23 protein-coding genes are annotated in these 23,758 nt (G+C 68.1%); 9 read left to right on the forward strand and 14 right to left on the reverse strand.

Going from position 1 to position 23,758, the window contains the following annotated elements; all coding sequences use genetic code 11:
- Positions 1-7 precede the first annotated feature (7 nt).
- Positions 8-1,390, reverse strand: a complete 1,383-nt coding sequence (locus tag AVR91_RS34300) for an FAD-binding oxidoreductase (RefSeq protein ID WP_063271613.1) — start codon at positions 1,388-1,390, stop codon at positions 8-10.
- A 176-nt stretch (positions 1,391-1,566) separates the two neighbouring features.
- Between AVR91_RS34300 and AVR91_RS34305 the strand changes: the two genes are divergently transcribed.
- A complete protein-coding gene (locus AVR91_RS34305; protein WP_228709419.1) occupies positions 1,567-2,370 on the forward strand; it encodes a Calx-beta domain-containing protein in 804 nt (267 codons plus the stop codon).
- Here the strand turns inward: AVR91_RS34305 and AVR91_RS34310 are convergent.
- Positions 2,354-5,341: a BTAD domain-containing putative transcriptional regulator gene (locus AVR91_RS34310; RefSeq protein WP_228709420.1), complete on the reverse strand. Its 2,988-nt coding sequence runs from the start codon at positions 5,339-5,341 to the stop codon at positions 2,354-2,356. The genes AVR91_RS34305 and AVR91_RS34310 overlap by 17 nt on opposite strands.
- Positions 5,342-5,490: 149 nt before the next feature.
- Between AVR91_RS34310 and AVR91_RS34315 the strand changes: the two genes are divergently transcribed.
- Complete coding sequence (locus AVR91_RS34315; protein ID WP_063271614.1) at positions 5,491-6,477, forward strand: hypothetical protein; 987 nt, start codon at positions 5,491-5,493, stop codon at positions 6,475-6,477.
- Between the two features lie 59 nt (positions 6,478-6,536).
- On the opposite strand, the gene AVR91_RS34320 is transcribed toward AVR91_RS34315, so the two are convergent.
- Together AVR91_RS34320 and AVR91_RS34325 are read right to left on the reverse strand one after the other, a co-directional pair.
- On the reverse strand, positions 6,537-7,034 hold the full coding sequence (locus tag AVR91_RS34320; RefSeq protein ID WP_063271594.1) for a DUF3830 family protein: 498 nt from the start codon (positions 7,032-7,034) through the stop codon (positions 6,537-6,539).
- Positions 7,034-8,284, reverse strand: coding sequence for an aspartate aminotransferase family protein (locus tag AVR91_RS34325; RefSeq protein WP_016336998.1), 1,251 nt, complete (start codon positions 8,282-8,284; stop codon positions 7,034-7,036). Before AVR91_RS34325 ends, AVR91_RS34320 begins: the two co-directional genes overlap by 1 nt.
- An 88-nt stretch (positions 8,285-8,372) precedes the next feature.
- On the opposite strand from AVR91_RS34325, the gene AVR91_RS34330 reads away from it, so the two are divergent.
- The 3 genes from AVR91_RS34330 to AVR91_RS34340 all read left to right on the forward strand — a co-directional run bounded on the left by AVR91_RS34330 (position 8,373) and on the right by AVR91_RS34340 (position 11,817).
- Complete coding sequence (locus tag AVR91_RS34330) at positions 8,373-9,836, forward strand: NAD-dependent succinate-semialdehyde dehydrogenase (RefSeq protein WP_063271595.1); 1,464 nt, start codon at positions 8,373-8,375, stop codon at positions 9,834-9,836.
- Positions 9,833-10,894 (forward strand): tartrate dehydrogenase, encoded by a 1,062-nt coding sequence (locus AVR91_RS34335; RefSeq protein WP_063271596.1) that lies wholly within the window; start codon positions 9,833-9,835, stop codon positions 10,892-10,894. The genes AVR91_RS34330 and AVR91_RS34335 overlap by 4 nt, the downstream gene beginning before the upstream one ends.
- 446 nt (positions 10,895-11,340) lie before the next feature.
- Positions 11,341-11,817 carry a DUF4262 domain-containing protein gene (locus AVR91_RS34340; protein WP_063271597.1) on the forward strand — a complete coding sequence of 159 codons (477 nt, stop codon included), beginning with the start codon at positions 11,341-11,343 and terminating at the stop codon, positions 11,815-11,817.
- A gap of 4 nt (positions 11,818-11,821) precedes the next feature.
- On the opposite strand, the gene AVR91_RS34345 is transcribed toward AVR91_RS34340, so the two are convergent.
- From AVR91_RS34345 to AVR91_RS34355, 3 genes are read right to left on the reverse strand one after another with little or no spacing between them, the layout of a single operon-like run.
- Positions 11,822-12,514, reverse strand: a complete 693-nt coding sequence (locus AVR91_RS34345; protein ID WP_063271598.1) for a GntR family transcriptional regulator — start codon at positions 12,512-12,514, stop codon at positions 11,822-11,824.
- A gap of 3 nt (positions 12,515-12,517) precedes the next feature.
- Complete coding sequence (locus tag AVR91_RS34350; RefSeq protein ID WP_063271599.1) at positions 12,518-13,288, reverse strand: maleate cis-trans isomerase family protein; 771 nt, start codon at positions 13,286-13,288, stop codon at positions 12,518-12,520.
- A gap of 44 nt (positions 13,289-13,332) precedes the next feature.
- The gene (locus AVR91_RS34355; RefSeq protein ID WP_016336992.1) at positions 13,333-14,073 is read right to left on the reverse strand and encodes a maleate cis-trans isomerase family protein; all 741 of its coding nucleotides are present in this window, start codon (positions 14,071-14,073) and stop codon (positions 13,333-13,335) included.
- A gap of 100 nt (positions 14,074-14,173) precedes the next feature.
- Here AVR91_RS34355 and AVR91_RS34360 point away from each other — a divergent pair, with 100 nt between their 5' ends.
- Positions 14,174-15,163 (forward strand): D-2-hydroxyacid dehydrogenase, encoded by a 990-nt coding sequence (locus AVR91_RS34360; protein WP_083737835.1) that lies wholly within the window; start codon positions 14,174-14,176, stop codon positions 15,161-15,163.
- Between the two features lie 8 nt (positions 15,164-15,171).
- On the forward strand, positions 15,172-16,548 hold the full coding sequence (locus tag AVR91_RS34365) for an amidase (RefSeq protein ID WP_063271601.1): 1,377 nt from the start codon (positions 15,172-15,174) through the stop codon (positions 16,546-16,548).
- Between the two features lie 51 nt (positions 16,549-16,599).
- Here the strand turns inward: AVR91_RS34365 and AVR91_RS34370 are convergent, their stop codons facing one another.
- A complete protein-coding gene (locus AVR91_RS34370) occupies positions 16,600-17,820 on the reverse strand; it encodes an MFS transporter (RefSeq protein WP_063271602.1) in 1,221 nt (406 codons plus the stop codon).
- Positions 17,817-18,335, reverse strand: coding sequence for an ArsR/SmtB family transcription factor (locus AVR91_RS34375; RefSeq protein ID WP_063271603.1), 519 nt, complete (start codon positions 18,333-18,335; stop codon positions 17,817-17,819). The genes AVR91_RS34370 and AVR91_RS34375 overlap by 4 nt, the downstream gene beginning before the upstream one ends.
- Before the next feature lie 107 nt (positions 18,336-18,442).
- On the opposite strand from AVR91_RS34375, the gene AVR91_RS34380 reads away from it, so the two are divergent.
- Positions 18,443-19,417 (forward strand): aldo/keto reductase, encoded by a 975-nt coding sequence (locus AVR91_RS34380; protein ID WP_063271604.1) that lies wholly within the window; start codon positions 18,443-18,445, stop codon positions 19,415-19,417.
- On the opposite strand, the gene pqqB is transcribed toward AVR91_RS34380, so the two are convergent.
- The 5 genes from pqqB to pqqA all read right to left on the reverse strand — a co-directional run bounded on the left by pqqB (position 19,414) and on the right by pqqA (position 22,480).
- A complete protein-coding gene (gene pqqB / locus AVR91_RS34385; RefSeq protein ID WP_063271605.1) occupies positions 19,414-20,277 on the reverse strand; it encodes a pyrroloquinoline quinone biosynthesis protein PqqB in 864 nt (287 codons plus the stop codon). The genes AVR91_RS34380 and pqqB overlap by 4 nt on opposite strands.
- Positions 20,274-21,353, reverse strand: coding sequence for a pyrroloquinoline quinone biosynthesis protein PqqE (gene pqqE / locus AVR91_RS34390; protein WP_211282806.1), 1,080 nt, complete (start codon positions 21,351-21,353; stop codon positions 20,274-20,276). Before pqqE ends, pqqB begins: the two co-directional genes overlap by 4 nt.
- Positions 21,344-21,616: a pyrroloquinoline quinone biosynthesis peptide chaperone PqqD gene (gene pqqD, locus AVR91_RS34395; RefSeq protein WP_063271606.1), complete on the reverse strand. Its 273-nt coding sequence runs from the start codon at positions 21,614-21,616 to the stop codon at positions 21,344-21,346. The genes pqqE and pqqD overlap by 10 nt, the downstream gene beginning before the upstream one ends.
- A 2-nt stretch (positions 21,617-21,618) precedes the next feature.
- On the reverse strand, positions 21,619-22,299 hold the full coding sequence (gene pqqC, locus AVR91_RS34400; RefSeq protein WP_063271616.1) for a pyrroloquinoline-quinone synthase PqqC: 681 nt from the start codon (positions 22,297-22,299) through the stop codon (positions 21,619-21,621).
- Between the two features lie 85 nt (positions 22,300-22,384).
- The gene (gene pqqA / locus AVR91_RS34405; RefSeq protein ID WP_043848360.1) at positions 22,385-22,480 is read right to left on the reverse strand and encodes a pyrroloquinoline quinone precursor peptide PqqA; all 96 of its coding nucleotides are present in this window, start codon (positions 22,478-22,480) and stop codon (positions 22,385-22,387) included.
- Between the two features lie 254 nt (positions 22,481-22,734).
- Between pqqA and AVR91_RS34410 the strand changes: the two genes are divergently transcribed.
- Positions 22,735-23,721 carry a PQQ-dependent sugar dehydrogenase gene (locus AVR91_RS34410; protein ID WP_063271607.1) on the forward strand — a complete coding sequence of 329 codons (987 nt, stop codon included), beginning with the start codon at positions 22,735-22,737 and terminating at the stop codon, positions 23,719-23,721.
- Positions 23,722-23,758: the final 37 nt, after the last annotated feature.

The following is a 23,758-nucleotide window of genomic DNA, read 5'->3' on the forward strand; positions in this document are numbered from 1 at the left end:
TCACTTTTCAAGCCCTCTCAGCGAAAAGAACGCCGGGGTTGAGGATCCCGGCCGGGTCGAAGCTTTCCTTGATCCGCCGCATCAGCGCGATCTTCGCCGGGTCCTCCAGGTCGAGGAAGTAGCCGGCCTTGGCCCTTCCGAGGCCGTGTTCGCCGGAGATCGCGCCGCCGAGTTCCATGCCGAGCGCGAAGATGTCGGTCAGGAGCTGCTTCCGCTTGTCCGGGTCCTTGCAGAAGATGGCGAGGTGGACGTTGCCGTCGCCGGCATGGCCGCAGCCGAGCGCGCCCGCCTCGCGCGACAACGCCATTTCCCTGGCCTTGCGGAGGAACTCGGGCATGGCGGACCTCGGGACCACCACGTCGATCACGTCGTCGGCACCGGCCGCCTTCGCCGTCCAGAACGCCTTTTCGCGTGCCTCGATGAGCTTCCGTGCCGAAGGGCCTTCGAGCACGTACACGTCCATCGCGCCGAGGTCACCCAGCAGTCCGCCGAGTTCCTCGATGTCGGAGTGCAGCCGGTCGCTGTCGCGGTTTTCCAGCGCCACCACCAGATAGGCCTGCGCGGTGTCCCGGATGGAGTCCGGCACGCCGAGGCTGAGTTTCTCGTTGTAGCTGATCGCGGCGAGCGTCAGGTTGTCGATGTACTCGAGGATGTGCGGCGCGAGCCCGCTGGAGATGATCTTCGGGACGACGGTCATCACCTCGTCGAAGGTCTCGAACGGGGCGAACACCGTGGCACCGTGCGGCAGGCGGGGGTACAGCTTCACGATGACCTCGGTGGCGATCGCGAGGGTGCCTTCGGAACCGATGATCAGCTGGGTCAGGTCGTATCCCGTCGACACCTTCGAGGTCTTGCCGCCGGTCCGGATGATCTCGCCGGTCGGCAGCACGGCCTGCAGGCCGACGACGTTGTGCCGCGTGACGCCGTATTTGACCGCGCGCATACCGCCCGCGTTGGTGCCCACGTTGCCGCCGACACTCGCGCTCAGTTCCCCGGGGTAGACGGTGTAGCCGAGTCCGGCCTCCGTGGTCTTTTCGTCCAAATCGGACAGTGTGACACCCGGCTGGACGACGGCGACGTGGTTGTCGGTGTCGATCTCCAGCACGGCGTTCATTCGTTCGAAAGAGATCACCAGGCCGTCTTCGCGCGGCCGTGCGGCACCCGAAAGGCCGGTACCCGAACCGCGCGCGGTGACCGGCACGCCGTGTTCGCCTGCCGCCTTCAGCAGCTCCGCGACTTCTTCCGCGCTTCCCGGTTTCGCCAGGTGAGCGGGCCTCTGCGCCGAGGTGGTCAAAGCCTCGTCGTGTGCGTAGTCCTCGGGGATCGCCTCGCCTGACAGTAAGTTCGCGTCCCCGACGATCTCGGCGAACCGTGCCGCAACATCGCCCATCGACTGCCCTTCCTCACGCTTCTTTGCCTGGTTACCGAAGCGTAGTACGTCGTGGACGAGGATGGCCATGAATCATTTTCATGTTTGCCCCCGCTCGTCACAACCTCACGACAACCTCACTCGGTTACCCATGTCGCAGCGGGCCGCGGCGGTCCGTCGGAAGGGGAGGACGCTCGATGGGATCAACGATGAGGCGGATCGCGGCGCTGGGGGCGTCGTTCGCGATCGCGTTCGGGCTCGCGGTACCGGCGGCCGAAGGCGGGGAAACGGCCTGCACCGTGCCCGTGGTGAACGTCGGCGGCGTCAGCCAGGCCGAGGGGACAAGCGCCGGGTACACCACCCTTCTCTTCACCGTTTCACTCGCCGACGGCGGTTGCGCACCGCAGGGCTCGGTCGAATACCGGACGATCGAGGGCAACGGCTCGCCGGTCGATCCGGCGTTCGTCGCGAAGGAGAGCGTCGACTACCTGCCGCGCGCGGGCACACTGACCTGGTCCGGGCGGGCGGACACGCAAACGGTCGCGGTCAAGGTCCGCGCCGATTCCTTCGTCGAGAACGACGAGATGTTCTCGCTGCACCTCTATGGCGGGAAGGGCTTGCGGATCGGGCACAGCGTCGGCGTCGCCTGGGTGGCCGACGACGACAAGGTCAAGACCGTGCCGCTGGCCACCACCCAGGAAGGCGAGATCTGCTGGTCGATCCCGCCCCACTTCACGCAGGCCACCACCTGCAAGGTGCCGCTCGTGCTCTCCCGGCCGTGGCTCGCGGGACCGCTCACGATCCGCTACCGCACCGAAGGCTCCGCCCACGAGCCGGTGAAGGACGGCGTGGTCACCTTCCAGCGTGGTGAGACCAGGGGATACGCCGAACTCGCGGTCGTACCCGGGCAAACGGGGAAGGCACGGGTCGAGTTCTTCGAGCCGTCGCAGGGCAGGCTCGTGTACGCGACCTCGACCGTGGTGATCAGCCCCGCCGGGTGACGAGGTCGGCGTCGGCCGTCGCGTTCGCCCGCCGGTACAGCTCGATCGCTCGAGCCCAGTGGGCGGCCGCGGCGGCCGTGTCCCCGCACCGTGTCTCCAGGTCGCCGAGGTCGCGGTGCAGATGAGCCTCCTCGTACGGATCAGGGACGCCCGCCCGGACCGCGACGCCGCGCTCAAAGCTCTCCCGCGCCGCCGCCAGATCGCCGAGACCCAGATGGGCGCGGCCGAGCCGGTCGAGCGCGGCCGCCTCGCTGTGCCGGTTCCCGACGTCCCGGCTGATCAGCAGCGCCTGGTCGAAGTCGTCCCGCGCGGCCCGGAAGTCCTTGCGGGCGAGATGGACCTGGCCGGCGTGCAGCAGCGACTCCCACTCCTGCCAGCGGTCGCCGATCGCCCTGGACGCGGCAAGCGCCTTGCCGAGGTGGTCCAGCGCGACGTCGTGATCGCCGAGTTCCTCGTAGGCCTCGCCGAGCGTGTCCAGAGTGGCCGCTTCCAGCCGGGCGTTGCCGAGCTCGCGGAACGTCTCCAGCGCGGCCGCCAGCGGACTGAGGCCGTCCATCGGCTGGCCGCGGCGAATGTAGGCGTGGCCGAGGTTGCGCTGGGACAGGGCACGCCCGAGCCGGTTGCCCGCCGAGGTGCATCGCTCCACAGCCAGCTGGTACGCGGTGATCGCCTCGTCGAACCGGCGAAGCGCGGCGTAGGCGTTCGCGGTGTTGTTGTAGATGTGCCCTTCGCCTTCGAGATCACCCGCCGCGCGGGCGGCCTTCAACGCGCGAGCGTTGGTTTCGAGCGCGTCCGTCAGCCTGCGGGTCATGAAGTAGGCCGCGCCCAGCGCACGCAGCATTTCCGCCTCCGCCAACGGATCGTCGAGCTCGGCGGCCGCCGCGGCTCCCTCGCGGCAGAGCCCGATCCGCTCGTTCCAGCCGCCGGTGGTGTCGTAGAAACTGGTGAGCAGATAGGTGAGCTGCCAAGCGGCGGTGTTGCGGCCGTGTTCGCGGGCGAATCGCACCACAGGCAGCAGATTCGCCCGCTCGGCTCCCAGGAACGCCAGCGCCGCGCGTCTTTCCGCCGGGAACGGCAGTCCGGGTGCCGGATGCCGCAACGCCGGGGTGACCAGATCGCGGTTCGGGTCGATGATCCGGTTCGCCTCGGCGGCGACGTGCAGGTACCAGTCGATCAGCCGGTCCGCCGCCTCGGCACGGCTCGATGTCGTTTCGTCGGTGCGGGCGCACGCGACGGCGAACTCACGGATCAGATCGTGAAGGCGATAGCGATCGGGTCCGGCAGGGGTGATCAGGTGCGCCGCGGACAGCTCGGCGGCCGCGGCCCGGCCCGCTTCGGCGGGCACCTCGCACAGCGCTCCGCCGAGCGCCGCGCTGAACGACGTTCCAGGGATCAGCCCGGACAGCCGGAACAGCCGGGCCGGAGCACGCTCCAGCGGCAGGTAGGCACTCGCGAGGACGGTTTTGACGGTCCGGGAATCCCCTTGTACCGCAAGGGTTTCCAATCGTCCGGCGCCGGTCAGCTCATGGGTGAGCTCCGCGATCGGACGGCTCGGCTCGCCGGTCAGGCGCGCGGCGGCGATCCGCAACGCCAACGGCATCCCGTCGCACAGCCTGGCCAGCCGTGCGGCCTGCCCGGGTTCGCGGGCGACGCGATCGGCACCCAGCACCCGGGTGAGCAGGGTCAGCGATTCCGGATCGGCCAGCGCGTCGAGGGCGAACACCCGCACGGCGTGCCTGCTGCCGAGCGCCGCCAGCGTCTGCCTGCTCGTGACGATCAGCATCGCCTTCGCCGTACCGGGAACGAGGGGAAGGATCTGCTCGACGCCGCCCGCGTTGTCGGCGACGATCACGCAACGCCTGCCGTGCAGCAATGAGCGGTAGAGCGCGGCGCGTTCGGCCGTCGCGTCGGGCAGCCGGTCGTCAGGGAGGCCGAGCCCGCGCGACAGATGCGCGAGCGCGTCACCCGGCGAGACCGCCTCGTGCGGGTCGTGCCCGGCCAGGTCGAGGAAGAGCTGACCGTCGGGGAAGCGGTCCGCGATGCGGTGCGCCCACTGCACGGCGAGCGCGGACTTCCCCATCCCCGCCGCCCCGGAGATCACCACGACCGGCGGCTCGGCTTCGTCGAGAAGCTCGTCGAGTGAAGCGAGCTCCTGCTGCCGCCCGGTGAAGTGCCCGACACGGGCAGGGAGCTGTGCGGGCGCGGTGCCCCGGGCGGGTGCGTCGAGTTCGGGCGCGCGTCGAAGGATCGACGTGTGCAGTTCGACCAGTTCCGGTCCGGGATCCACGCCGAACTCGTCCGCCAGACCTCTGCGCACGGCCTGGAACGTCTCCAGCGCCTCCGCATGCCTTCCGCAGCGATGCAGGGCGAGCATGTGCAGTGCGGCGAGCCGTTCGCGATACGGCTGTTCGGCCCGGAGCCGCGGAAGTTCCCGGAGGACCTCCTCGTGTTCACCGAGCCTGAGCTCGGCGTCCCAAAGTTCTTCCCAGGCGGACAGCCGTAGCTCTTGGAGCCGCTCGACCTCGCGCAGCCCCCAGCCGTCGAGTTCGGCGTCCGCGAAGGCTTCGCCGCGCCAGAGCCGCAACGCCTCACGCAGCGCCGTCACCGCCTGACCGGGATTACTCCGCTTGGCGGCACGAAGTTCTTCTTCGAAGCGGAGAGCGTCGACAGAGGACGGTGCGATCGTCAGGACGTACCCGGGTTTGCGCGTCAGCAGGACCAGCGGGAATCCGCAGTCCTCCAGTGCCTGCCGGATCCGGGCGACATGGCTGTGCAGGGTCTTCACCGCGGTGCGCGGCGGATCCTCACCCCAGAGCACGTCGACCAGCCGGGGGATCGGGACGACCGAGCCCGCGTGCAGGGCGAGAACGCCGAGCACGGCTCGCTGGCGGGCGCCGTGCAACTCCGCCCGCCCGGTGGGGCCGATCGCTTCGACCGGGCCCAGCACCCGCAGTTCCCCTGGCCCGGGCACCCTGCTCCCTCCGGCATGTGACCTCGGTGAGCGTATCCGGGCGAAGACCCACCGAAATCGGCCAATTAGGGCACACGATCTCGACAACCCCGCCACAACCCGTGTGCCCGACGGTCAACGGGTCGAACGTTTCGCCCAAGGAGGGGAACATGATCAGCAGGAATCCGCGGCGACGGCGAACACTGCTCGCCTCGGCCGTCTTGGCCGCCGCGACGCTGTTCGCGGGGGTCACGCCGGCGGTGCAGGCCGCGCCGGCGGACCGGAGCGACGTCTTCATCCGCGACAACACGTCCGATGTCGGGTTCGAGCCCTCGACCGGTTCGCTCTACTCCAGCCCCGACATCCGGGTGTGCAAGGGGCAGCCCCCTTGCGTCACCGACGTGCCGGTCGTCGCTGGAGAGACCGTCTACATCCACGTCAACCTGAACAACCCGGGCCCGTACGGGGACAAGCTCGAGAAGGGGACACTGCAGGTCTACTACACGAGCCAAGGCACCGTGGCCCAATGGCCGAGCCAGTGGAACTACATCGGTTCGCTTTCCAATGTGAGCGTTCCCTACGGCATCAAGACGGTCGTCATCCCGTGGAAGGTCCCGTTCGGCTCGCACTTCTGCCTGCTGGCGCGGTGGCTTTCGCCGACCGATCTGCCGACCGAAGGGCCGAGTACGTCGGCGAACGCTCGGAACAACAACAACATCGGCTGGCACAACGTGAACGTCCTGCCGTTCAAGATCAAGATTCCCGAGTACCGGCCGATCGTGTTCGGCTGGGACGGTCCCGACCCCACCGCGGTCGGCGACATCGTCTTCACCCAGCCGGGCAGGCCGTTCACCGGCCCGGGGCGGATCACCATCGATCTCGGCCCCGACCTCGCCGCGCGCTGGCGGGCCGCCGGCGCGAAGGGTGAAGGTGTCGCACGGATCGGTGAGACCGAGCTGGCCATCGTCGATCCGCAGAGAGCCCGGATCAGCGGGTTGACGTTCAAGTCCGGCGAACAGGTGGGCGCCAGACTGAGTTTCACCGCGGGAGCGGAGGCGGCAGGGGGACAGCAGTACACCGTCAACGTGACTCAGGTCGACCAGCGCGGCGAAGAGGTCGGTGGCGTCGAGTACCGGCTCTCCGAAGCGCGACAGTAAGCCAGGGAGGGGTGCCGGTCCGTGGGCGGTGAGGGTGGAACCCGCACCGCCCACGGGTTTCACGCGCGGGCGAACGAAAGCGTCTCGCCCTCGACACCACGCAGCCAGAGGTCCTGCGCGGCTTCCGCCATCTCGGCCAGCCCCTCTTCGATGGTCGCGAACACGTTGCCGGGCACCCAGCCCGCGTCGCCGTTGATCAGCAGGTTGTTGCGGCCGTAGAAGATCGCGAGATCCGTCGCGCCCTGATCGCTGTGCGCCTCACTGCCCTCGTCGTAGCCGTACGCCGGGTTGCCGATCTCCCAAGCCTCGAACCCGAAGTACACGACGTCCCCTGGAATCGGTGTCACCGTGGGGTTTTCGCGGCCCGGTTTCGGCTCGGCGAAGGGCGGCACGAGCGTGTAGATCTCGTTGCGCGCGTACTTCGCGTGGTAAGCCGAACCGCTCTGCGGCAACGCGTCCCACACCGCGCGGCAGGTTCGCGGGGCTTCGGCGTCGAGCAACCGGGCCCGGCAGGAGACCCCGCGCTTGTCCAGGGTGATCGTGATGTACCGGGCCATCACTCGACCCCCGCCACGACGTCGCCCCAGATCCGCAGCGCCTCGTCGACCTGTTCGGAGTCGACGATCAGCGGCGGCACCATCCGGACGACGTTCATGTACGCCCCGCAAGTCAGTAGAAGCAACCCGTTGGAGGACGCGGCTTTCTGCGCCGCCTGGGCCTTCGCCGTGTCCGGCTCGCCGTCCGGCGTGGTGAATTCGGACCCGACCAGCAGCCCCAGCCCGCGCACATCACCGATCGACGGCGACTTGTCCGCGATCACCCGCACACCTTCCAGGAGCTGGCGTCCTCGTTCGGCGGCGTTCTCGACCAGACCTTCGCGCTGGATCACTTCGAGTGTGGCGATCGCCGCGGCGCAGGCCACCGCGTTGCCGCCGTAGGTCCCGCCCTGCGAACCGGGGAGTGCCTTCGCCATCAGCTCCTCCGAGGCTGCGATACCCGAGATCGGGAAGCCGCTCGCGAGCCCCTTCGCGATGAGCACGATGTCCGGGCGCACCCCGAAGTGCTCGTGCCCCCAGAACCGGCCCGTCCGGCCGAAGCCGGTCTGGATCTCGTCCATCACCAGCAGGATCCCGTGCTTGTCGGCGCGTTCCCGCAGCCCGGCGAGGAACTCGGCGTTCGCCGGGACGTACCCGCCTTCGCCGAGCACCGGCTCGATGAAGAACGCCGCCGTCTCGTTCGGCGCGCAGACCGTCGCGAACAGGTAGTCGAGCTCGCGCAGGGCGAACTTCGTCGCCGTCTCCTCGTCCCAGCCGTAGTGGAAGGCGTAGGGGAAGGGCGCGACGTGCACCCCGGACATGAGCGGCGAGATGCCGGCGCTGAACCGGGTGCCCGACGTGGTCATCGTCGCCGCCGCGACGGTCCGGCCGTGGAACCCGCCCTGGAAGACGATGACGTTGGGCCGTTTGGTCGCCTGCCGGGACAGCCGGAGCGCCGCCTCGACCGCCTCACTGCCGGAGTTCGCGTAGAAGAGTGAATCCAGACCTTCCGGCAGGACACCGCCCAGCTTCTCGGTCAGCTCCAGCATCGGCTTGTGCATGACCGTCGTGTACTGCCCGTGGATGAGTTTGCCGATCTGCTCCTGCGCCGCGCTCACCACGTGCGGGTGACAGTGGCCGGTGCTGGTCACGCCGATACCGGCGGTGAAATCCAGGTGACGTTTGCCATCGGTGCCGTAGAGGTAAACCCCTTCACCGTGGTCGACCACGACCGGCGTTGCCTGCTTGAGCAGCGGTGATAGCTGGGCCATGGGCTGCGCTCCTAGGTCGGCTGAGCTGTTGTCGATTGTTGACAATATCCATAGCATGGCGTTCGGGACAACATGGAGGAGCGTTGGGATGAGCTCGATCAGTGAGGCCGGCGTGGTCACGTCGGTCGACAAGGAACTGTTCATCGGCGGCAAGTGGCTGCCCGCCGCGGACGGGAAGACCTTCCCTGTTCTCGACCCCTCGACAGGCGAAGCCCTGTGCGAGGTGGCCGACGCGTCACCGGCGGACGGTGTCAGCGCACTCGACGCGGCCGTCGCCGCGCAGGCCGACTGGGCGAACGTCGCCCCGCGCGAACGCGGTGAGATCCTGCGCCGCGCCTACGAACTGCTGATCAAGCGCGCCGACGAACTCGCGCTGCTGATGACCCTCGAGATGGGCAAGCCGCTCGCGGAGTCGAAGGGCGAGATCACCTACGCGGCCGAGTTCTTCCGCTGGTTCGCGGAGGAAGCCGTCCGGATCGACGGTGGTTACGCCGTCGCTCCCAACGGGACAGGCCGGTTCCTCGTGACCAAACAGCCGGTCGGTCCGTGCCTGCTGATCACGCCGTGGAACTTCCCCATGGCGATGGGCACCCGCAAGATCGGGCCCGCGGTGGCGGCAGGCTGCACGATGGTCATCAAGCCCGCTGCTCAGACCCCCCTTTCGATGCTGGCCCTCGCGGCCATCCTCGCCGAAGCGGGATTGCCGGAAGGCGTGCTGAACGTGCTCACGACGTCGGACTCCGGCGGCGTGATGGAGCCGTTGATCCGGGACGGCCGCGCCCGGAAGCTGTCCTTCACCGGCTCGACCGGCGTCGGCCGGAAGCTGCTGGAACAGTGCGCGGACAAGGTGCTCCGCACTTCGATGGAACTCGGCGGCAACGCCCCCTTCCTCGTATTCGAAGACGCCGACCTCGACGCGGCGGTCGAAGGCGCGATGACCGCGAAGATGCGCAACATCGGTGAGGCCTGCACGGCCGCGAACCGTTTCTACGTCCAGCGGGGCATCGTCGACGAGTTCTCCCGGCGCCTCACCGAGCGTATGGAGGCCCTCCCCATGGGGCGCGGCACCGAGGAGGGTGTCGTCGTCGGCCCTCTCATCGACGAAGCCGCCGTCGAGAAGGTCAGTGGGCTGGTCTCCGACGCCACCGAGCGAGGAGCGCGCGTCCTCACCGGTGGATCCACTGTGGACGGTCCGGGCAACTTCTATCAGGCCACGGTGCTCACCGACGTTCCGAAGGACGCCAGGCTCGCTTCGGAAGAGATCTTCGGGCCGGTCGCCCCGATCACTCCGTTCGACAGCGAGGACGAGGCCATCGCGGCGGCGAACGACACCGAATTCGGTCTCGTGTCCTATGTGTACACCTCCGATCTCAAGCGGGCTCTGCGGGTTTCGGAACGGCTGGAGGCCGGCATGATCGGCCTCAACCAAGGGCTGGTCTCGAATCCGGCGGCGCCGTTCGGCGGGATCAAGCAATCCGGCCTCGGCCGCGAGGGCGGCACCGTCGGCATCGACGAGTTCCTCGAGACCAAGTACATCGCGGTGGCTCTGTGACTTCTTCGTATCGGATCGCGAGTATCCCCGGCGACGGGATCGGTGTCGACGTGACGGTCGAGGCCCGCAAGGTCCTCGACCGCGCGGCGGCATCGCACGGCTTCTCCTTGTCCTGGACGGAGTTCGACTGGAGTTGTGAGCGGTACACCAAGACCGGCTCGATGATGCCGGACGACGGTATCGAGCAACTCTCCCGATTCGACGGGATCTTTCTCGGTGCCGTCGGCTTTCCCGGTGTCCCGGACCATGTTTCGTTGTGGGGCCTCCTCATTCCCGTTCGGCGTGCGTTCGGACAGTACGTCAACCTCCGGCCGGTCCGGCTGCTGCCGGGGACGACGTCGGCGCTGGCCGGCCGGAGCGCCGACGAACTGGAGATGGTGATCGTCCGGGAGAACTCCGAGGGCGAGTACTCGGAGCTCGGTGGCAGGCACAATCGCGGTCTGGCCAACGAGTTCGTCTTACAGGAATCCGTGTTCACGCGGGTCGGGGTGGAGCGGATCATCCGCTATGCCTTCGAGTTGGCGAAGACGCGGACGGGGCGGGTCTGCTCGGCGACCAAATCCAACGGGCTCATTCACTCGATGCCGTTCTGGGACGAGATCTTCGCCGAGATCACTTCGGAGTATCCGGACGTGCACGCCGAACAATGCCATGTCGACGCGCTCGCCGCGCGGATGGTGCAGGCGCCGGACCGGCTCGACGTCGTGGTCGCTTCCAATCTGTTCGGCGACATCCTGAGCGACCTGGCGGCGGCCGTGACGGGTGGGCTCGGGATGGCGCCTTCGGGCAATATCAATCCGACCGGTGAGCTCCCTTCCATGTTCGAGGCGGTGCACGGCAGCGCTCCCGACATCGCCGGACAGGGCATCGCGAATCCGGTGGCGCAGATCCTGGCGGGGGCGATGCTGCTCGAACATCTCGGGGAAACCGTTGCGGCACAAGAGGTACGCGCGGCCGTGGAGAAGGTTCTCGAGGCGGGGACCGTGCAGACCCCTGACCTCGGCGGGAAGTCCACCACCGCCGAACTCGGGTCCGCGGTGGTCGCCGCTCTATCTTGAACCATCCGCCCGGTGACGTGTCAAGTCCCGGATGTCATGAATGGTCCATTCATGGTTTCGGGTAGTACGTGAAGGCCCCTTCGCTGCGTTTAACGCAAAGAAGGGGCCTTCACGGTCCGGTGTTCCCAATGTCTGGATGTCGAGCCGACGGTTGCGAAAGCCACTTTCCCAACCTTCAGCGTTGCGAAAGTGGCTTTCGCGACACGTCACCTTGCCGTACCACTCGATAGTGCCGTCCCCGCCGTTGAACTTCGCGGATTCGTTCCTCCCGGCAATCCGCCGATTTTCTCGAAGTGACGGAAAAACGTTGCCACGAAAGGGAATATCGGCGCGAACTCCGGTATGAAAGCCCGTTCGTCGCACGCGCGCCGCTCCGGGGTGTGAGTTTTTGTCGGTGCCGCGGTGCACAGTGTCGATCATCGGATTCGACGACTGGAGGAGTGCCGATGTGCTGGCATTGCGACAACCCCGGAAAGACCCGCGACGACTACCTCGTCGAGGAGGTCCGTCCGCTGATCCGCAAGTACGGCTGGATGGTGCAGACGGTCGAGCGCGGAATCGTCCAACCGGGCTTCGCGTACACGGTCGGGCTCACCGACGCCGGGCTTCCGGAGCTCGTCGTCACCGGCCTGAGAGAACGAAGATCCGGCCAGCTGCTGAACTATTTCGCCCAGCAGGTGGTCCGGTCGGGGCCGCCGGAGCCGGGTGAGGTGCTGCCCGCGGAGGTGGGGTGGCCGTCGTTGGAGGTCGTCCCGCTCAGTTCTCCACCGGCGCACCTGCTCACCGCCGTTCTGCTGTACGGCGAGAACTTCCGCGCCCTGCAACTGGTCTACGAGGACGAGCACGGCAATTGGCCCTGGGACAGGGAGTTCCGTGGCGGGACCGGTGGGCAGCCGGTGCTGGGGGCACGGGGCCGTGGCTGAATCCCTAAGGCACAGCGGGAGCTTCGCCCTCCCGCAGGCTGGTTCCCGGGGCCAGCCGTTGGACGGCGTCCTCCATATGGGCCTCCAGCAGCGAAAGCGCGGTCTCCTCGTCGCCCGCCCGCAGGGCTTCGATGATGCTTGTGTGTTCGGTGACCCGTTCTTCGACCCGCTGATAGGTCCCCTGCAGCGCGGTGAGGCACATCCGGGTCTCGATCAACAGGGTCCGCGCCATGCGCACGAGTCGTTTGCTGCCGGAGGCGGCGATCAGCGCCTCGTGGAAACGGAGGTCCGCCCAGGAGAGCGCGGTCGGGTCGTCCTCGTCCGCGGCGGCGGCCATGGCGTGTACGGCCTCTTCGAGTTCGGTGGCGACCCGTTCCCGGTCCCCGCGCAAGGCACGCAGCATCGCGGCTCGTTCGATGGCCGAGCGTGCCGAGTAGATGTCGTAGACGTCGCCGGGTTCGAGGTCGATCACGAACAGTCCGCGGTGCCGCTCGCTGCGCAGGAGCCCTTCGGAGACGAGATGCTGCATCGCTTCACGCAGCGGTCCCCGCGAAACCTGGAACCGGGAGGCCAGGTCCGTTTCACCGAGCTGGGTGCCGGGCGGGAGGGCGCCGGTCATGATCGCGTCCCGCAACTGGCGCGCGATGATCCCGGCGGTCGATTCCCGGCTGACCGGCTCGATATCCGGCAAGGACATGGCTCAGCTGCTCCTCTGTCCGAACAGGGCACCCAAGGTGCGGACGAGCGGGGACTTCCCGGTGAGCCGCAGGCCCTCCCAGACGGTGACCTGGTTGGCGGTCAGCACCGGCTTGCGGATCCTGGTTTCGAGCGTGTTGATCTCGCCGAGCGTCCGCATGGCGGTGTCGGGGACGAGCAGGGCGTCGGCGGCCGGGTGGTCGCGGCTCACCGCGAGTTCGACGACGGCTTCCGGGCTCAGATCGCCGACCTCGGCGGCGGTGTCGATATCCGCGCTGCCCATCGAGACCACTTCGATCCCGCCCGCGCCGAGGAACTCGACGAACAGCCGGGCGACGTCGTCGGGGTAGCTGGCGGCGACCGCGACCCGCCGGACGCCGAGCGCCCGTGCGGCGTTGACGAAGGCGAAGGAGGTGCTCGACGCCGGGACACCGGCGACGGCGGCCAGCCGGTCGGCCTGGTCGCGGGCGCCTTCCCAGCCGTAGACGAAACTGCCGCTGGTGCACGCCCAGACCACCGCGTCCGGTTCGTGCTTGGCGAGCAGCGCGGCGCCGTCGGCGAGCCGGCTTTCGCTGCCGAGGTCCAGTAGCTCGGGCACGGCGTGGAGATCGGTCCCGTAGATGTGCTCGACCGGCAGTTTGATCCCGGCCATGTCCCCGCCGAGGAGCTGTTCCGCGAGCGGGTAGTCGTCTTCGGCCGCGTGATCGGGGTAGATGAACCCGATGGTGGTCGTCTCGGACGGCGGCTCGGGTGGGGCGAACGGCGTGATGGGCACGGAACCTCCGGAGGGCAGATTGTCGACAATCGTAAGGGAAGAGGTCAGTCGACCTCCCGGAGCCACTTGCCGGGCCCGACGATCGGCAGGTTCATCCGCCGGAGGCAGGCCCACATCGTGAGCTGGTTCGCGGTGAGGACGGGTTTGCCGAGTGCGCTTTCGAGCGGCTCGATCAGATCGTAGGTGGGGAGGTTGGTGCAGCTGACGAAGATGGCTTCCGCGTCGGCGTGGTCGGCGGCGAGGATGCGTTCGGCGATGGTCCGGTAGCTGACCTTCCAGATACCACCGCCCAGGCCGAGGTGGTCACTCGAAACGGTGCGGACGCCGAGTTCGGCCAGGAAGTCGTGCAGCTTCCCGGTCAGGTCGCCGTCGTAGGGCGTCAGCACCGAGACCCGGTGGAGGTCGAGCTGATGCAGGACCTCCGCCAGCGCCCCGGACGTGGTGACGGCGTCCGTCGCGCCCGCGTCGCAGATCGCCTTGGTCAGAGAACGTTCGTAGTCCACACCGTTGACGAAACTGCCGGAGGTGCACAGATAGGCGACGACTTCGGGCTCCACGTGGAGCACGTCCCTCGTGGCGGCGGCGAGATGCCTGCTGTCGCTGACGAGCTGGGCCATCTCCATGCTGACGGGCACCGGCTCGTACGGCGTGCGCGCCAGATGGAGGGAGACCTCCATGGGTACCCAGCGCCACAGCTCGCGTTCCAGGGCGAGGTCGAAGGGGGCGATCACGCCGATACCGCGCTGCGCCAACGGGCCTTCGAACTCCAGTAAGTCGAAATCCAAGTCTCAGCCTCCGGAAAGCTTCTGCTGTCACAGGTCCGGTGCTCCGGGGGTCGGTCCTCGGATTGTTGACAATCATACGAGCCACTTTTACGGTGTCAACGTGATCGCCTCGGAGACCCCTGTGCTGGCGGTGCTCTGCGGAGACACGCGCCCACCGGACATGCGCGCTATCGAAGCCGAAGCGGTGGTTCGTTACACCGACGCGGCCGGGTTGGCCGACGCGTTATCCGGCGCCGACGCGTTCTTCGTCTACGACTTCCTGTCCACCGCCGTCCCGGCCGCCTGGCATGCGGCCGACCGGCTGCGCTGGCTGCACATCGCCAGCGCGGGCGTCGACCCGGTGCTCTTCCCTGGGTTGCAGGAGAGCGACGTCGTGCTCACCAACTCGCGTGGGGTGTTCGACGGGGCGATAGCCGAGTACGTGCTCGGCGTCGTTCTCACGTTCGCCAAGGATTTCGCCCGGTCGTGGGATCTGCAGAAGCAGCGGCGATGGAAGCACCGCGAGAGTGAACGGATCGCCGGCCGGCGGGTGCTGGTGGTCGGCACCGGGCCGATCGGCCGGTCGATCGCGCGGATGCTGCGGGCGGCCGGGATGTCGGTGGCGGGTGTCGGACGCCGTCCCCGTGCGGACGATCCCGACTTCGGTGACGTATACGCCTCTTCGGAGCTGTCTCGGCATCTTCCCGGAGCGGACTACGTCGTCGCGGTCGCGCCACTGACCGAGCAGACCAAGGGCATGTTCGACGCCGAAGCCTTCGCCGCGATGAAACCCGGCTCGCGGTTCGTCAACGTCGGCCGTGGCGAACTGGTCGTCACGTCGGACCTGATCGGCGCGCTGCGGAACGGGCCGCTCGGCGGCGCGGCGCTCGACGTCTTCGACACCGAACCCCTGCCCGCCGAAAGTCCTTTGTGGACTATGGAGAACGTGCTGATCTCGCCGCATATGTCGGGCGACTTCGTCGGCTGGCGTAATACTCTGGTAGAGGTGTTCGCGGACAACTTCCGTCGCTGGCGCGCGGGGGAGCCACTGCGCAACGTCGTGGACAAGCGGCTCGGATACGTGCCGTCGGAGACGCTTCGCCAAGGTTAGGGGCCGGATTGAACGACACCAAGTTGACCGCGAGCGAGCTCGTCGCCGCGTATGCCACCGGAGAACTGTCGCCGGTCGAGGCCACCCAGAACGCGTTGCGTGCCATCGAGGAACGCGACGGCGAGACCAACGCCTTCTGCCTGGTCGACGCCGATGGCGCACTCGAGCAGGCGAAAGCGTCCGAGATTCGGTGGCGGGACGGTAATCCGATCGGCTGGCTCGACGGTGTCCCGGCCTCGATCAAGGACATGTTCCTGACGCAGGGCTGGCCGACGCTGCGCGGTTCCCGGTGCATCGACCCCGACCAGCCCTGGGACGTCGACAGTCCGGTCACCGCGCGACTGCGCGAGAACGGCTTGGTGCTGCTGGGAAAGACCACGACGCCGGAGCTGGCGTGGAAGGGCGTCACAGACAACACGCTGACCGGGATCACCCGCAACCCGGTCGACCCGTCGACGACGGCGGGCGGCTCCAGTGGAGGCAGCGCCGCGGCCGTCGCGGCGGGGATGGGCGAGCTCTCCGTCGGCACCGACGGTGGCGGCTCGATCCGGATTCCGGCTTCGTTCTGCGGAATCGTCGGTCTCAAACCGACACACGGCCGGATCCCGCTGTTCCCGGCGAGCCCGTTCGGGCCGCTTTCGCACGCCGGCCCGATGGCGCGTTCGGTGGACGACACGGCGCTGCTCCTCGACGTTTTGGCGATGCCCGACTACCGCGACCCGGCCGCGCTCGCCCCGCCGGTCTCGACCTACCGCGAGGCCGTCCGGCGGGACGTGCGCGGACTGATCGCCGCTTACTCGCCGACACTCGGCTATGTCGACGTCGACCCGGAGGTCGCGGAGATCGTCAAGTCGGCGGTCCAGTCGCTCGGGGACGCGGGCCTGCACATCGAAGAGGCCGATCCCGGTTTCGCGGATCCCAAGCCCGCCTTCGACATCCTGTGGTCGACAGGGGCGGCCAAGTGGCTGGACACCTTCCCCGCCGGGTCGGAGACCAAGGTCGATCCCGGGCTGCGGAAGGTCTGGGAGCTCGGCAAGACCTTCTCGGCGAGCGACTACCTCGGCGCCAACGCCGAGCGGGCCGCGCTGGGCATCCTGATGGGCGAGTTCCACACGCGCTACGACGTGCTGATCACGCCGACCCTGCCGATCCCCGCCTTCGAAGCCGGGCACGAGGTGCCGCCGGGCAGCGGGCTGAGCGGCTGGCCGGACTGGACGCCGTTCACCTACCCGTTCAACATGACCCAGCAGCCCGCCATCAGCGTGCCGGCGGGCCGCACCTCCAGTGGCCTCCCGGTCGGTCTGCAGATCGTCGGCCCGCGGCACTCCGACGACCTGGTGCTCGCGGTCGCGAAGCTCCTCGAGGAGGTCCGCCCCTGGCCGTGACCTGCGAAAAGGGAGCAAGGGACCTTTGCTACCACTTTCGCGGGCGGGTGCTCAGGGCTGGGCGGCGTGGGTCTTCCGGACCAGTCCGCGCACCTGGCCGCTGCACAGGGCGAGACAGGTGGCGGCCACGACCAGGGCGGCGCACGCGAGCAGGGTCGTGCTGACCCCGAAGTGGTGCGCGGCGGGTCCGGCCGCCATCTGGCCGAGCGGCAGGGCGATGAAGGAACCGAGCATGTCGTAGGAGTAGACGCGCGCGAGTTTGTCCTCGGGCACGTTCTCCTGCAGCGACACGTCCCACGCGACCACGAACTGCTCGATCGCCAGGCCGGAGACGAACATGGCCGCGAGCAGCAGCGGGAGCAAGGGCGCCTGGCCGAGAAGGATCAGCGGAGGCGCTTCGAAGAGGATCACCGCGACACCGACGAACAGCGCGCGCCGCGGCTGCCATCGGGCCACGAGGATCCCGCCGACGAGCGAGCCGATCGTCTGCGCGGCGAGCGCGAAACCCCAGCCGGAGCGTCCGAAGGTGCTGTCGGCGACGACGGGACCGAGCACCGCGATCCCGCCGGCGATGACGGCGTTCACCACCATGAACTGCACGACCACGACCCACACCCAGGTGCGTGACCGGAATTCGCGCCAGCCTTCGGCGAGTTCCGCCAGCGGACGGCTGCCGGGGACGCGTTCCCGGCGGTTGAGGCGGATGCACCGGTACGACAGAGCCGAACCCAGGAACAGGAGCGCGTTCCCGGCGAGCGCCCAGCCGGGGCCGACCGCGGTGACCAGGATGCCGCCGAGTCCGGCACCGGCGATCCGGCCGGAGTTCGACAGCAGCCTGGCCAGCGCGTTCGCCTGCGCGAGCTGGGTGGCGGGCACCGTCAGCGGGGTGAGCGACGCCGACGCGGGGGCCGAGATCGCGGCCACCGCGCCGTTGACCACGCTCAGGGCGACCAATAGCGGGATCGACGCGAATCCACAAAGGACACTCGCGGCGATGACGGCCTGGGTCAGCGTGGCGGCGACTTCGGTGCCTTGCAGGATCACCGAGCGCGGCAGCCGGTCCGCGAGCACCCCGCCGAACAGCAACAGCACCACGCTCGCCACTGAGCGGGCGCCGACGACGATGCCGATGTCGACGGCGGAACCGGTCAGGTCGATCACGGCGAACGCGAGCGCGAGCGGGGCGACGGCGTTGCCGAACTCCCCGAACGTGCGGCCGGCGATCAGCCAGCGGAAGTTGTGGTGGCGCAGTGGTTCCCGCAGGGAGGTCACGGTCGCCTCATCTCGAACATCGCCACCGTCGCGCTGACCGGGATCGTGCCCCGGGTGCGGGGTGGTTTCGCGGCCGAGTGCAGCAGAGCGCTCAGTTCGCGAGCGTGTTCGAGCGCCTTCTCCCAGGTCTCGCGGTCGACCCACATCTCCGCGTCGTTGATCGAGCCGCGTTCATCCGGCAAGCGGAATTCGCTGCGGCGCTTGAGTTCTTCGACCATCGCCGCGATGAGAAGCTGCTCCTCGTCCGGATTCTTCGAGGTGAACCGCATCCCGGACTCCGGATCGTGTCGGTAGCGTTTCGCCAGCCCGCCCCGGATCCGGACCTCCTCGGCGACGTCGAGCAGCCCGGCCTCGTGCAGCCGTCGCACGTGATAGCTGACATTCGCTTGTGTCTCACCGAGTTCGCGCGCGGCTTCGGCCGCGCTCATCGCGACACCGGTCAAAAGCGACAGAATGCGCAGCCGCAGGGGATGGGCGAGGACGCGAAGCCCATCGAGGCTGGGGGACTCGGACATGTCACGAGTATCGGCTGCCGGGACGGCAACCGTCAAATAGTCATTTGGGGGTTTCATTGGCCGGGAGAACCGGTGCGGTGATCGGATGTCTGTGCTCTGCTGGAGTCATGCGTACGACGACATTGGGCAGGAGCGGTCTCGAGGTGTCGAGGATCGCCTTCGGCACCTGGCAGCTCGGCGGGGACTGGGGTTCGTTCGACGAGGACACGGCGATCGCCGCGATCCACCACGCCCGCGAACTCGGGGTCAACCTCTTCGACACCGCGCAGGCCTACGGTTTCGGGAAGTCCGAAGCCATGCTGGGGAAGGCGCTGCGCGAGGAACTCAAGCGCGACCGCGACGATCTCGTCATCGCCACCAAGGGCGGCATCAAGCCGCGCTCCGAACGGCCACGCGACTCCCGGCGCGAGTGGCTGACGCAGGGCGTCGAGGACAGTCTTCGTTTCCTCGACGTCGACCACATCGACCTCTACCAGATCCACTGGCCCGACTCCGACGCCCCGGCCGAGGAAACGGCGGGGATCCTGCAGGAGTTCGTCGACGCCGGGAAGATCCGGCACGTCGGTGTCTCGAACTACGACGCCGCCGGGCTGGCCGCCTTCGACAAGACCCGTCCGGTGGAAACCTTGCAGCCGCCGTATCACCTGTTCCGCCGCGACATCGAGACCGACCCTCTGCCGTACGCGCGCGAGAACGACATCGGTGTACTCGTGTACAGCCCGCTCGGCAGCGGCTTGCTGACCGGAGCCTTCACACCCGAGACGACGTTCGAGAAGACCGACTGGCGGTCCCGATCGTCGGCGTTCACCGGAGACACCTTCCTGCGCAACCTCGCCGTGGTCGACAGGCTCAAGGAATTCGCCGCGGACAAGGGGATCTCGGTCAGCCAGCTCGCGATCGCGTGGACGCTCGCCCAGCACGGGGTACACGTCGCGATCGTGGGCGCGCGCAAGGCGGCCAACATCGAGGCCAGCCTCGCCGCCGCCGACATCGACCTGTCCGGGGACGAGCTCGCGGAGATCGATCGCCTCACCGCCGATGCCGTTCCCGTTTCGGGAGCGAGCCCCGAAGGCGTCGCCTAGAGCTTGAATTCCGTACCGTCCAACGGAAGGGAGGCGCCGCCGGCCAGTACGGCGGCGTGCTCCGGCGAGGCCGGGTCGATCACCGGGTTCGTGTTGTTCAGATGCGTGTACACCCACCGTGGGCCGGGCCGGAGCTTCGCTAGGCTGCCGGTGATCGGCAGATGCCCCATCGCCAGCTGGGCGCCGTCGCCGACCTTGGCCGCGGTGGCACCCGACATCTCGTCCGGTGCGTAGAAGGTTCCGTCCAGCAGCACCAGGCCCGCGTCGCGCGTGAAGTCGTCGAATCCGTCCGGCCAGCTCTTCAGGCAAGGCGCGTATACGAAGACACCGCCGGTCCGGACGTCTTCGATCCGGTACGCCACCACCCACGGTCCGTCCTCAGTGGACGAACGTGCGTACTTCGGCCGCTTGTCGCTCACGGGAAGCATGCTCACGCGGAGGCCGTCGATGGAGACATCCGACGACGGCAGCCAGTCCCAGCCACCGTAGCCGTCGATGATCGAACGTGCGGGGAACTGTTCGGACAAGGCATCCAGAACCGCCTCTGGTGCCCATACCGGAAGGCCACCCGCCTCCCGCAACAGAAGCAGGCCGAGCGAATGGTCGAGTTCGGCGTCGGTCAGCAACACCCCGCGCAGCGGGATTTCCCGCGGACCGGGCCCGGCACGCAAGGGCGGCGTGGTGAGGATCTGCGCGCGGATGTCCGGTGACACGTTGAGCAGGTACCAGCCCTCGCCGTCCGCGCTCACCGCGACACAGTCCTGGGTCCGCGGCGGCGCGTCCGAGACGCACAGCGCGCAGGCGCAGTTCCACTGCGGGAAACCGCCGCCCGCCGCGGTGCCGAGCAGGATCACCCTCATCGCGGTGACCGCATCACGAGTTCGTCCGTTTTCGCCGGTGTGGCGAGAATGAGGTCGACCACGCCGCGATGCGGTGAACGCGAGCACACGGGATCCGTCGCCGCGGCGTCACCGGTGAGCTGGAACGCCTGGCACCGGCAGCCGCCGAAGTCGATCGCGCGCCGCTCGCAGGTGCCGCAGGTGTCCGGCATCCAGTCCTCGCCGCGATAAGCGTTGAAGGAAGCGGATTCGTACCAGATCCAGGCCAGCGGCTTGTCCCGCACGTTGTCGAATTCCAGGGTCTCGATCGCCGTCGAAGCGGGGCACGGCAGCACGTTCCCGTCGGGTGCCACCGTCAGTTGTCGCGCGCCCCACCCGTACATGCACGGCTTCGGGTACTTCTCGTAGTAGTCGGCGACGACGTAGATGACCTCCATGCGGCCGCGCAGCCGTTCGGTGGCCGCGCGCACGATCGGCTCGGCCTCCTCGAGTTGCCGCCGGGTCGGCATCAGGGCGTCGCGGTTGCGCAGGGCCCAGCCGTAATATTGCGTATTGGCCAGTTCGAGCCGGTCCGCGCCCATTTTCTCGGCGAGGTCGATGATTCCGGCGAGCTGGTCGTGGTTCTGCCGGTGCAGCACGACGTTGACCGAAAGCGGCAGCCCGGCCTTCTTGATCAGCTCGGCCGCGACCAGTTTCCGGTCATGGGCGCGCGCACCGGCGAGCCGGTCCGCGCGGTCGGCGGTCGCGCCCTGGACGGAGAGCTGGATATGTGCGATACCGCGTTCGACGAGATCGTCCAATCTGGACTCCGTCAGCCCGAGGCCGGACGTCACCAGGTTGACGTAGCAGCCTAGTTTCGTGGCGTGCTCGACCAGGATGGGCAGATCCGGTCTGGCGAGCGGCTCGCCGCCGGACATGTGCACCTGGAGCACGCCGAGCTCCCGTGCCTGCGAGAGCACTGAGATCCATTCCTCTGTGGACAGTTCGCCGTCACGGGCGATCAGCTCCACCGGATTCGAGCAGTACGGGCAATGCAGCGGGCAGCGATGGGTCAGCTCGGCCAGCATGCCCAGCGGTGGCGCGGTGTTCAGGTCCATTCGACGATCCGCCGATCTCCGAGCCGGGACAGGACGTCCAGGATTTCTTCCTCACGAACACCGGTGTAGCGCTCGCGCAGCGCCGAAGCGATCGCCGCGACGTCCTCGACACCGTCGCAGAGGGAAAGCACGGCCGCCGCCGTGGGATTCGGGACGAGCACGCCTTCGGGGAACAGGAGGACGTGCGTTTCCCTGGTCTGGTCGTAGCTCAGCCGGACTCCGCGCCGCAGCCGCGGTACCGAGCCCAGGTCGAGGGTGGTCATGGCTACTCCTTGGCCGCCGCGCGCTCGATGGCGTCGAGCATGGACCACAGCACGTCGGTCTTGAACGACAGTGCGGCGATCGCCTTCTCCTGCTGTTCACGGGTGACGGCGTGCCGCACCACGATGTCGAGCGTTCCCTTGCCCTCGCCGGAGACCTTGTCGATCCGGTTGGTGAAATAGGCGAGGTCTTCCGGTGCGATCCACGAGTAGTTCGCCAGCATGTCGGCGACCCGCCGCTGCATGAGATGGCCGGCGAACATTTCGGTCAGCCCCGAAGCGACCGCTTCGAGCCAAGGTTTCGTGCGGGCGAAGGTCACGTAGGCGTCGACGGCGAACCGTACGCCGGGCGCGACGTGCCGCTGATCGAGAACCTCTTCGCGGTCGAGCCCGACCGCGGTGCACAACCGGAGCCAGCGCTCGATTCCGCCGTCCCCGGCCTTCGTCCCGTCGTGGTAGACGATGCGGTCGAGCCATTCACGGCGGATCTCCGGCAGCGGGCAGTTGCTGATGATGGCCGCGTCCTTCTGCGGGAGCACACATTGGTAGTACCAGCGGTTCGCGGCCCAGATCTTCAGCTCGTACTCGGACAGGTCGCCGTTGTGCATCCGCACGTGGAACGGGTGTGTTCCCCAGTAGCGATGCGAAAGCCCGCGCAGAGCCGCGATGAACTCCGACGACGACATGACGGACACCGTGCTGCCTCCAACGGCTCGCTGATCGGGACGGCGGCGCGGTGGTGGGGGACGGCCCCCACCACCGGATGCGGTCTCAGTCCTCCATGCGAGCCGCGTAGGCGGTGACCTCCATGGGGGTTTCGTACTCGACGAAGTCGGGCGTGGTCCATACCTCGATGGTTTCGGTCATCTTCCGCTCCTAACGTCCACATGGGATCGAACCGGGTCGGGCCCCGCCACCCTAGAAGCGTGCCGCCGACTTCCGAAGGTATTTTGTGAAGTTTCCTACCTATGGCGGATCGCACCGTCCGATTCGTCACGCTCGGCGCACACAACGGTTAACAGCCCACGTGCCCGATAGCCCGTCCAGTGGTGTCCGTTTCGTTATGTGGTGTGTTTCTATCCAACTCGCGGGGCTCCAGGGGTAGCTGAAGGAGGCGTCCCATGTCCTTACGTCGTATTCTCGCCGCCACGTTCGCCGCGGCGACGGCCGTGTCGATCGCGGCCGTCCCGGCCACGGCCGCCGAAGCGCCGTCCGTCCAGGCGATCAGGCAGCTCGCGAGCGGCCTGAACCAGGCCTGGTCGATCGACTTCCTGCCTGATGGCACCGGCCTTTTCACACAGAAGGACGCCAAGACGATCAGCAAGATCGACAAGGCGGGCAAGGTCACCACGGTCCAGACCATCCCCGGCGTGAGCGTCACCGCGGAGGCGGGCCTGCTCGGCATCGCCGTCTCGCCGAAGTACGCCACCGACGAGACGGTCTTCATCTACTACACGACCAGCTCCGACAACCGCATCGCCAAGCTGAAGCTCGGCCAGCCGCCGACGCCGATCGTCACCGGCATCCCGCGTGGCTCGCAGTACCACCACGGCGGGCGGATCCGGTTCGGGCCCGACGGCTACCTCTACGCGGGGACCGGCGACGGCCAGAACGGCGCCAACGCGCAGAACAAGAACTCCCTCGGCGGCAAGGTCCTGCGCGTCACCACCGACGGCGCGGCCGCGCCCGGCAACCCGTTCAACAGCCGCGTCTACTCCTACGGCCACCGCAACGTCCAGGGGCTGACCTGGGCGAACGGGCAGCTCTACATCTCCGACATCGGCGCGAACAGGCTCGACGAGCTGAACAGGATCGAGCCCGGCAAGAACTACGGCTGGCCGACCTGCGAAGGCCCGTGCAACACGGCGGGGATGACCAACCCGGTCAAGTCCTGGCCGACGTCCTCGGCGACGCCGAGCGGGCTCGCCGCGTACAAAGGCTCGTTGTACATGGCGTCGCTCAAGGGCGGCACGTACAAGCTCGACCTGAACGGCAACGGTGGCAAGCTCTGGACCAACCTCGGCCGCACGCGTGACGCGACCGCCGGCCCGGACGGCCAGCTGTACACGATCACCCCGGGCGGCCTGTACGTCTCCGACGGCAGCTAGCCCCGGGCGCGTTTCGCCCTCTGAATGCGGTGGCCCA

It is taken from the genome of Amycolatopsis keratiniphila subsp. keratiniphila, from assembly GCF_001620365.2.
GTDB lineage: Bacteria > Actinomycetota > Actinomycetes > Mycobacteriales > Pseudonocardiaceae > Amycolatopsis > Amycolatopsis keratiniphila.

Excerpts from the sequence above, each read along its gene's own strand:
- AVR91_RS34320 (WP_063271594.1), bottom strand. The coding sequence starts at position 7,034 with ATGGCCCGGTACATCACGATCACCCTGGACAAGCGCGGGGTCTCCTGC.
- AVR91_RS34330 (WP_063271595.1), top strand. The coding sequence starts at position 8,373 with ATGAGCTCGATCAGTGAGGCCGGCGTGGTCACGTCGGTCGACAAGGAA.
- AVR91_RS34380 (WP_063271604.1), top strand. The coding sequence starts at position 18,443 with ATGCGTACGACGACATTGGGCAGGAGCGGTCTCGAGGTGTCGAGGATC.
- AVR91_RS34345 (WP_063271598.1), bottom strand. The coding sequence starts at position 12,514 with ATGTCCTTGCCGGATATCGAGCCGGTCAGCCGGGAATCGACCGCCGGG.
- pqqA (WP_043848360.1), bottom strand. The coding sequence starts at position 22,480 with ATGACCGAAACCATCGAGGTATGGACCACGCCCGACTTCGTCGAGTAC.
- AVR91_RS34340 (WP_063271597.1), top strand. The coding sequence starts at position 11,341 with ATGTGCTGGCATTGCGACAACCCCGGAAAGACCCGCGACGACTACCTC.
- AVR91_RS34410 (WP_063271607.1), top strand. The coding sequence starts at position 22,735 with ATGTCCTTACGTCGTATTCTCGCCGCCACGTTCGCCGCGGCGACGGCC.
- pqqE (WP_211282806.1), bottom strand. The coding sequence starts at position 21,353 with ATGGACCTGAACACCGCGCCACCGCTGGGCATGCTGGCCGAGCTGACC.
- pqqD (WP_063271606.1), bottom strand. The coding sequence starts at position 21,616 with ATGACCACCCTCGACCTGGGCTCGGTACCGCGGCTGCGGCGCGGAGTC.
- AVR91_RS34325 (WP_016336998.1), bottom strand. The coding sequence starts at position 8,284 with ATGGCCCAGCTATCACCGCTGCTCAAGCAGGCAACGCCGGTCGTGGTC.
- AVR91_RS34315 (WP_063271614.1), top strand. The coding sequence starts at position 5,491 with ATGATCAGCAGGAATCCGCGGCGACGGCGAACACTGCTCGCCTCGGCC.
- pqqC (WP_063271616.1), bottom strand. The coding sequence starts at position 22,299 with ATGTCGTCGTCGGAGTTCATCGCGGCTCTGCGCGGGCTTTCGCATCGC.
- AVR91_RS34300 (WP_063271613.1), bottom strand. The coding sequence starts at position 1,390 with ATGGGCGATGTTGCGGCACGGTTCGCCGAGATCGTCGGGGACGCGAAC.
- AVR91_RS34375 (WP_063271603.1), bottom strand. The coding sequence starts at position 18,335 with ATGTCCGAGTCCCCCAGCCTCGATGGGCTTCGCGTCCTCGCCCATCCC.
- AVR91_RS34305 (WP_228709419.1), top strand. The coding sequence starts at position 1,567 with ATGGGATCAACGATGAGGCGGATCGCGGCGCTGGGGGCGTCGTTCGCG.
- pqqB (WP_063271605.1), bottom strand. The coding sequence starts at position 20,277 with ATGAGGGTGATCCTGCTCGGCACCGCGGCGGGCGGCGGTTTCCCGCAG.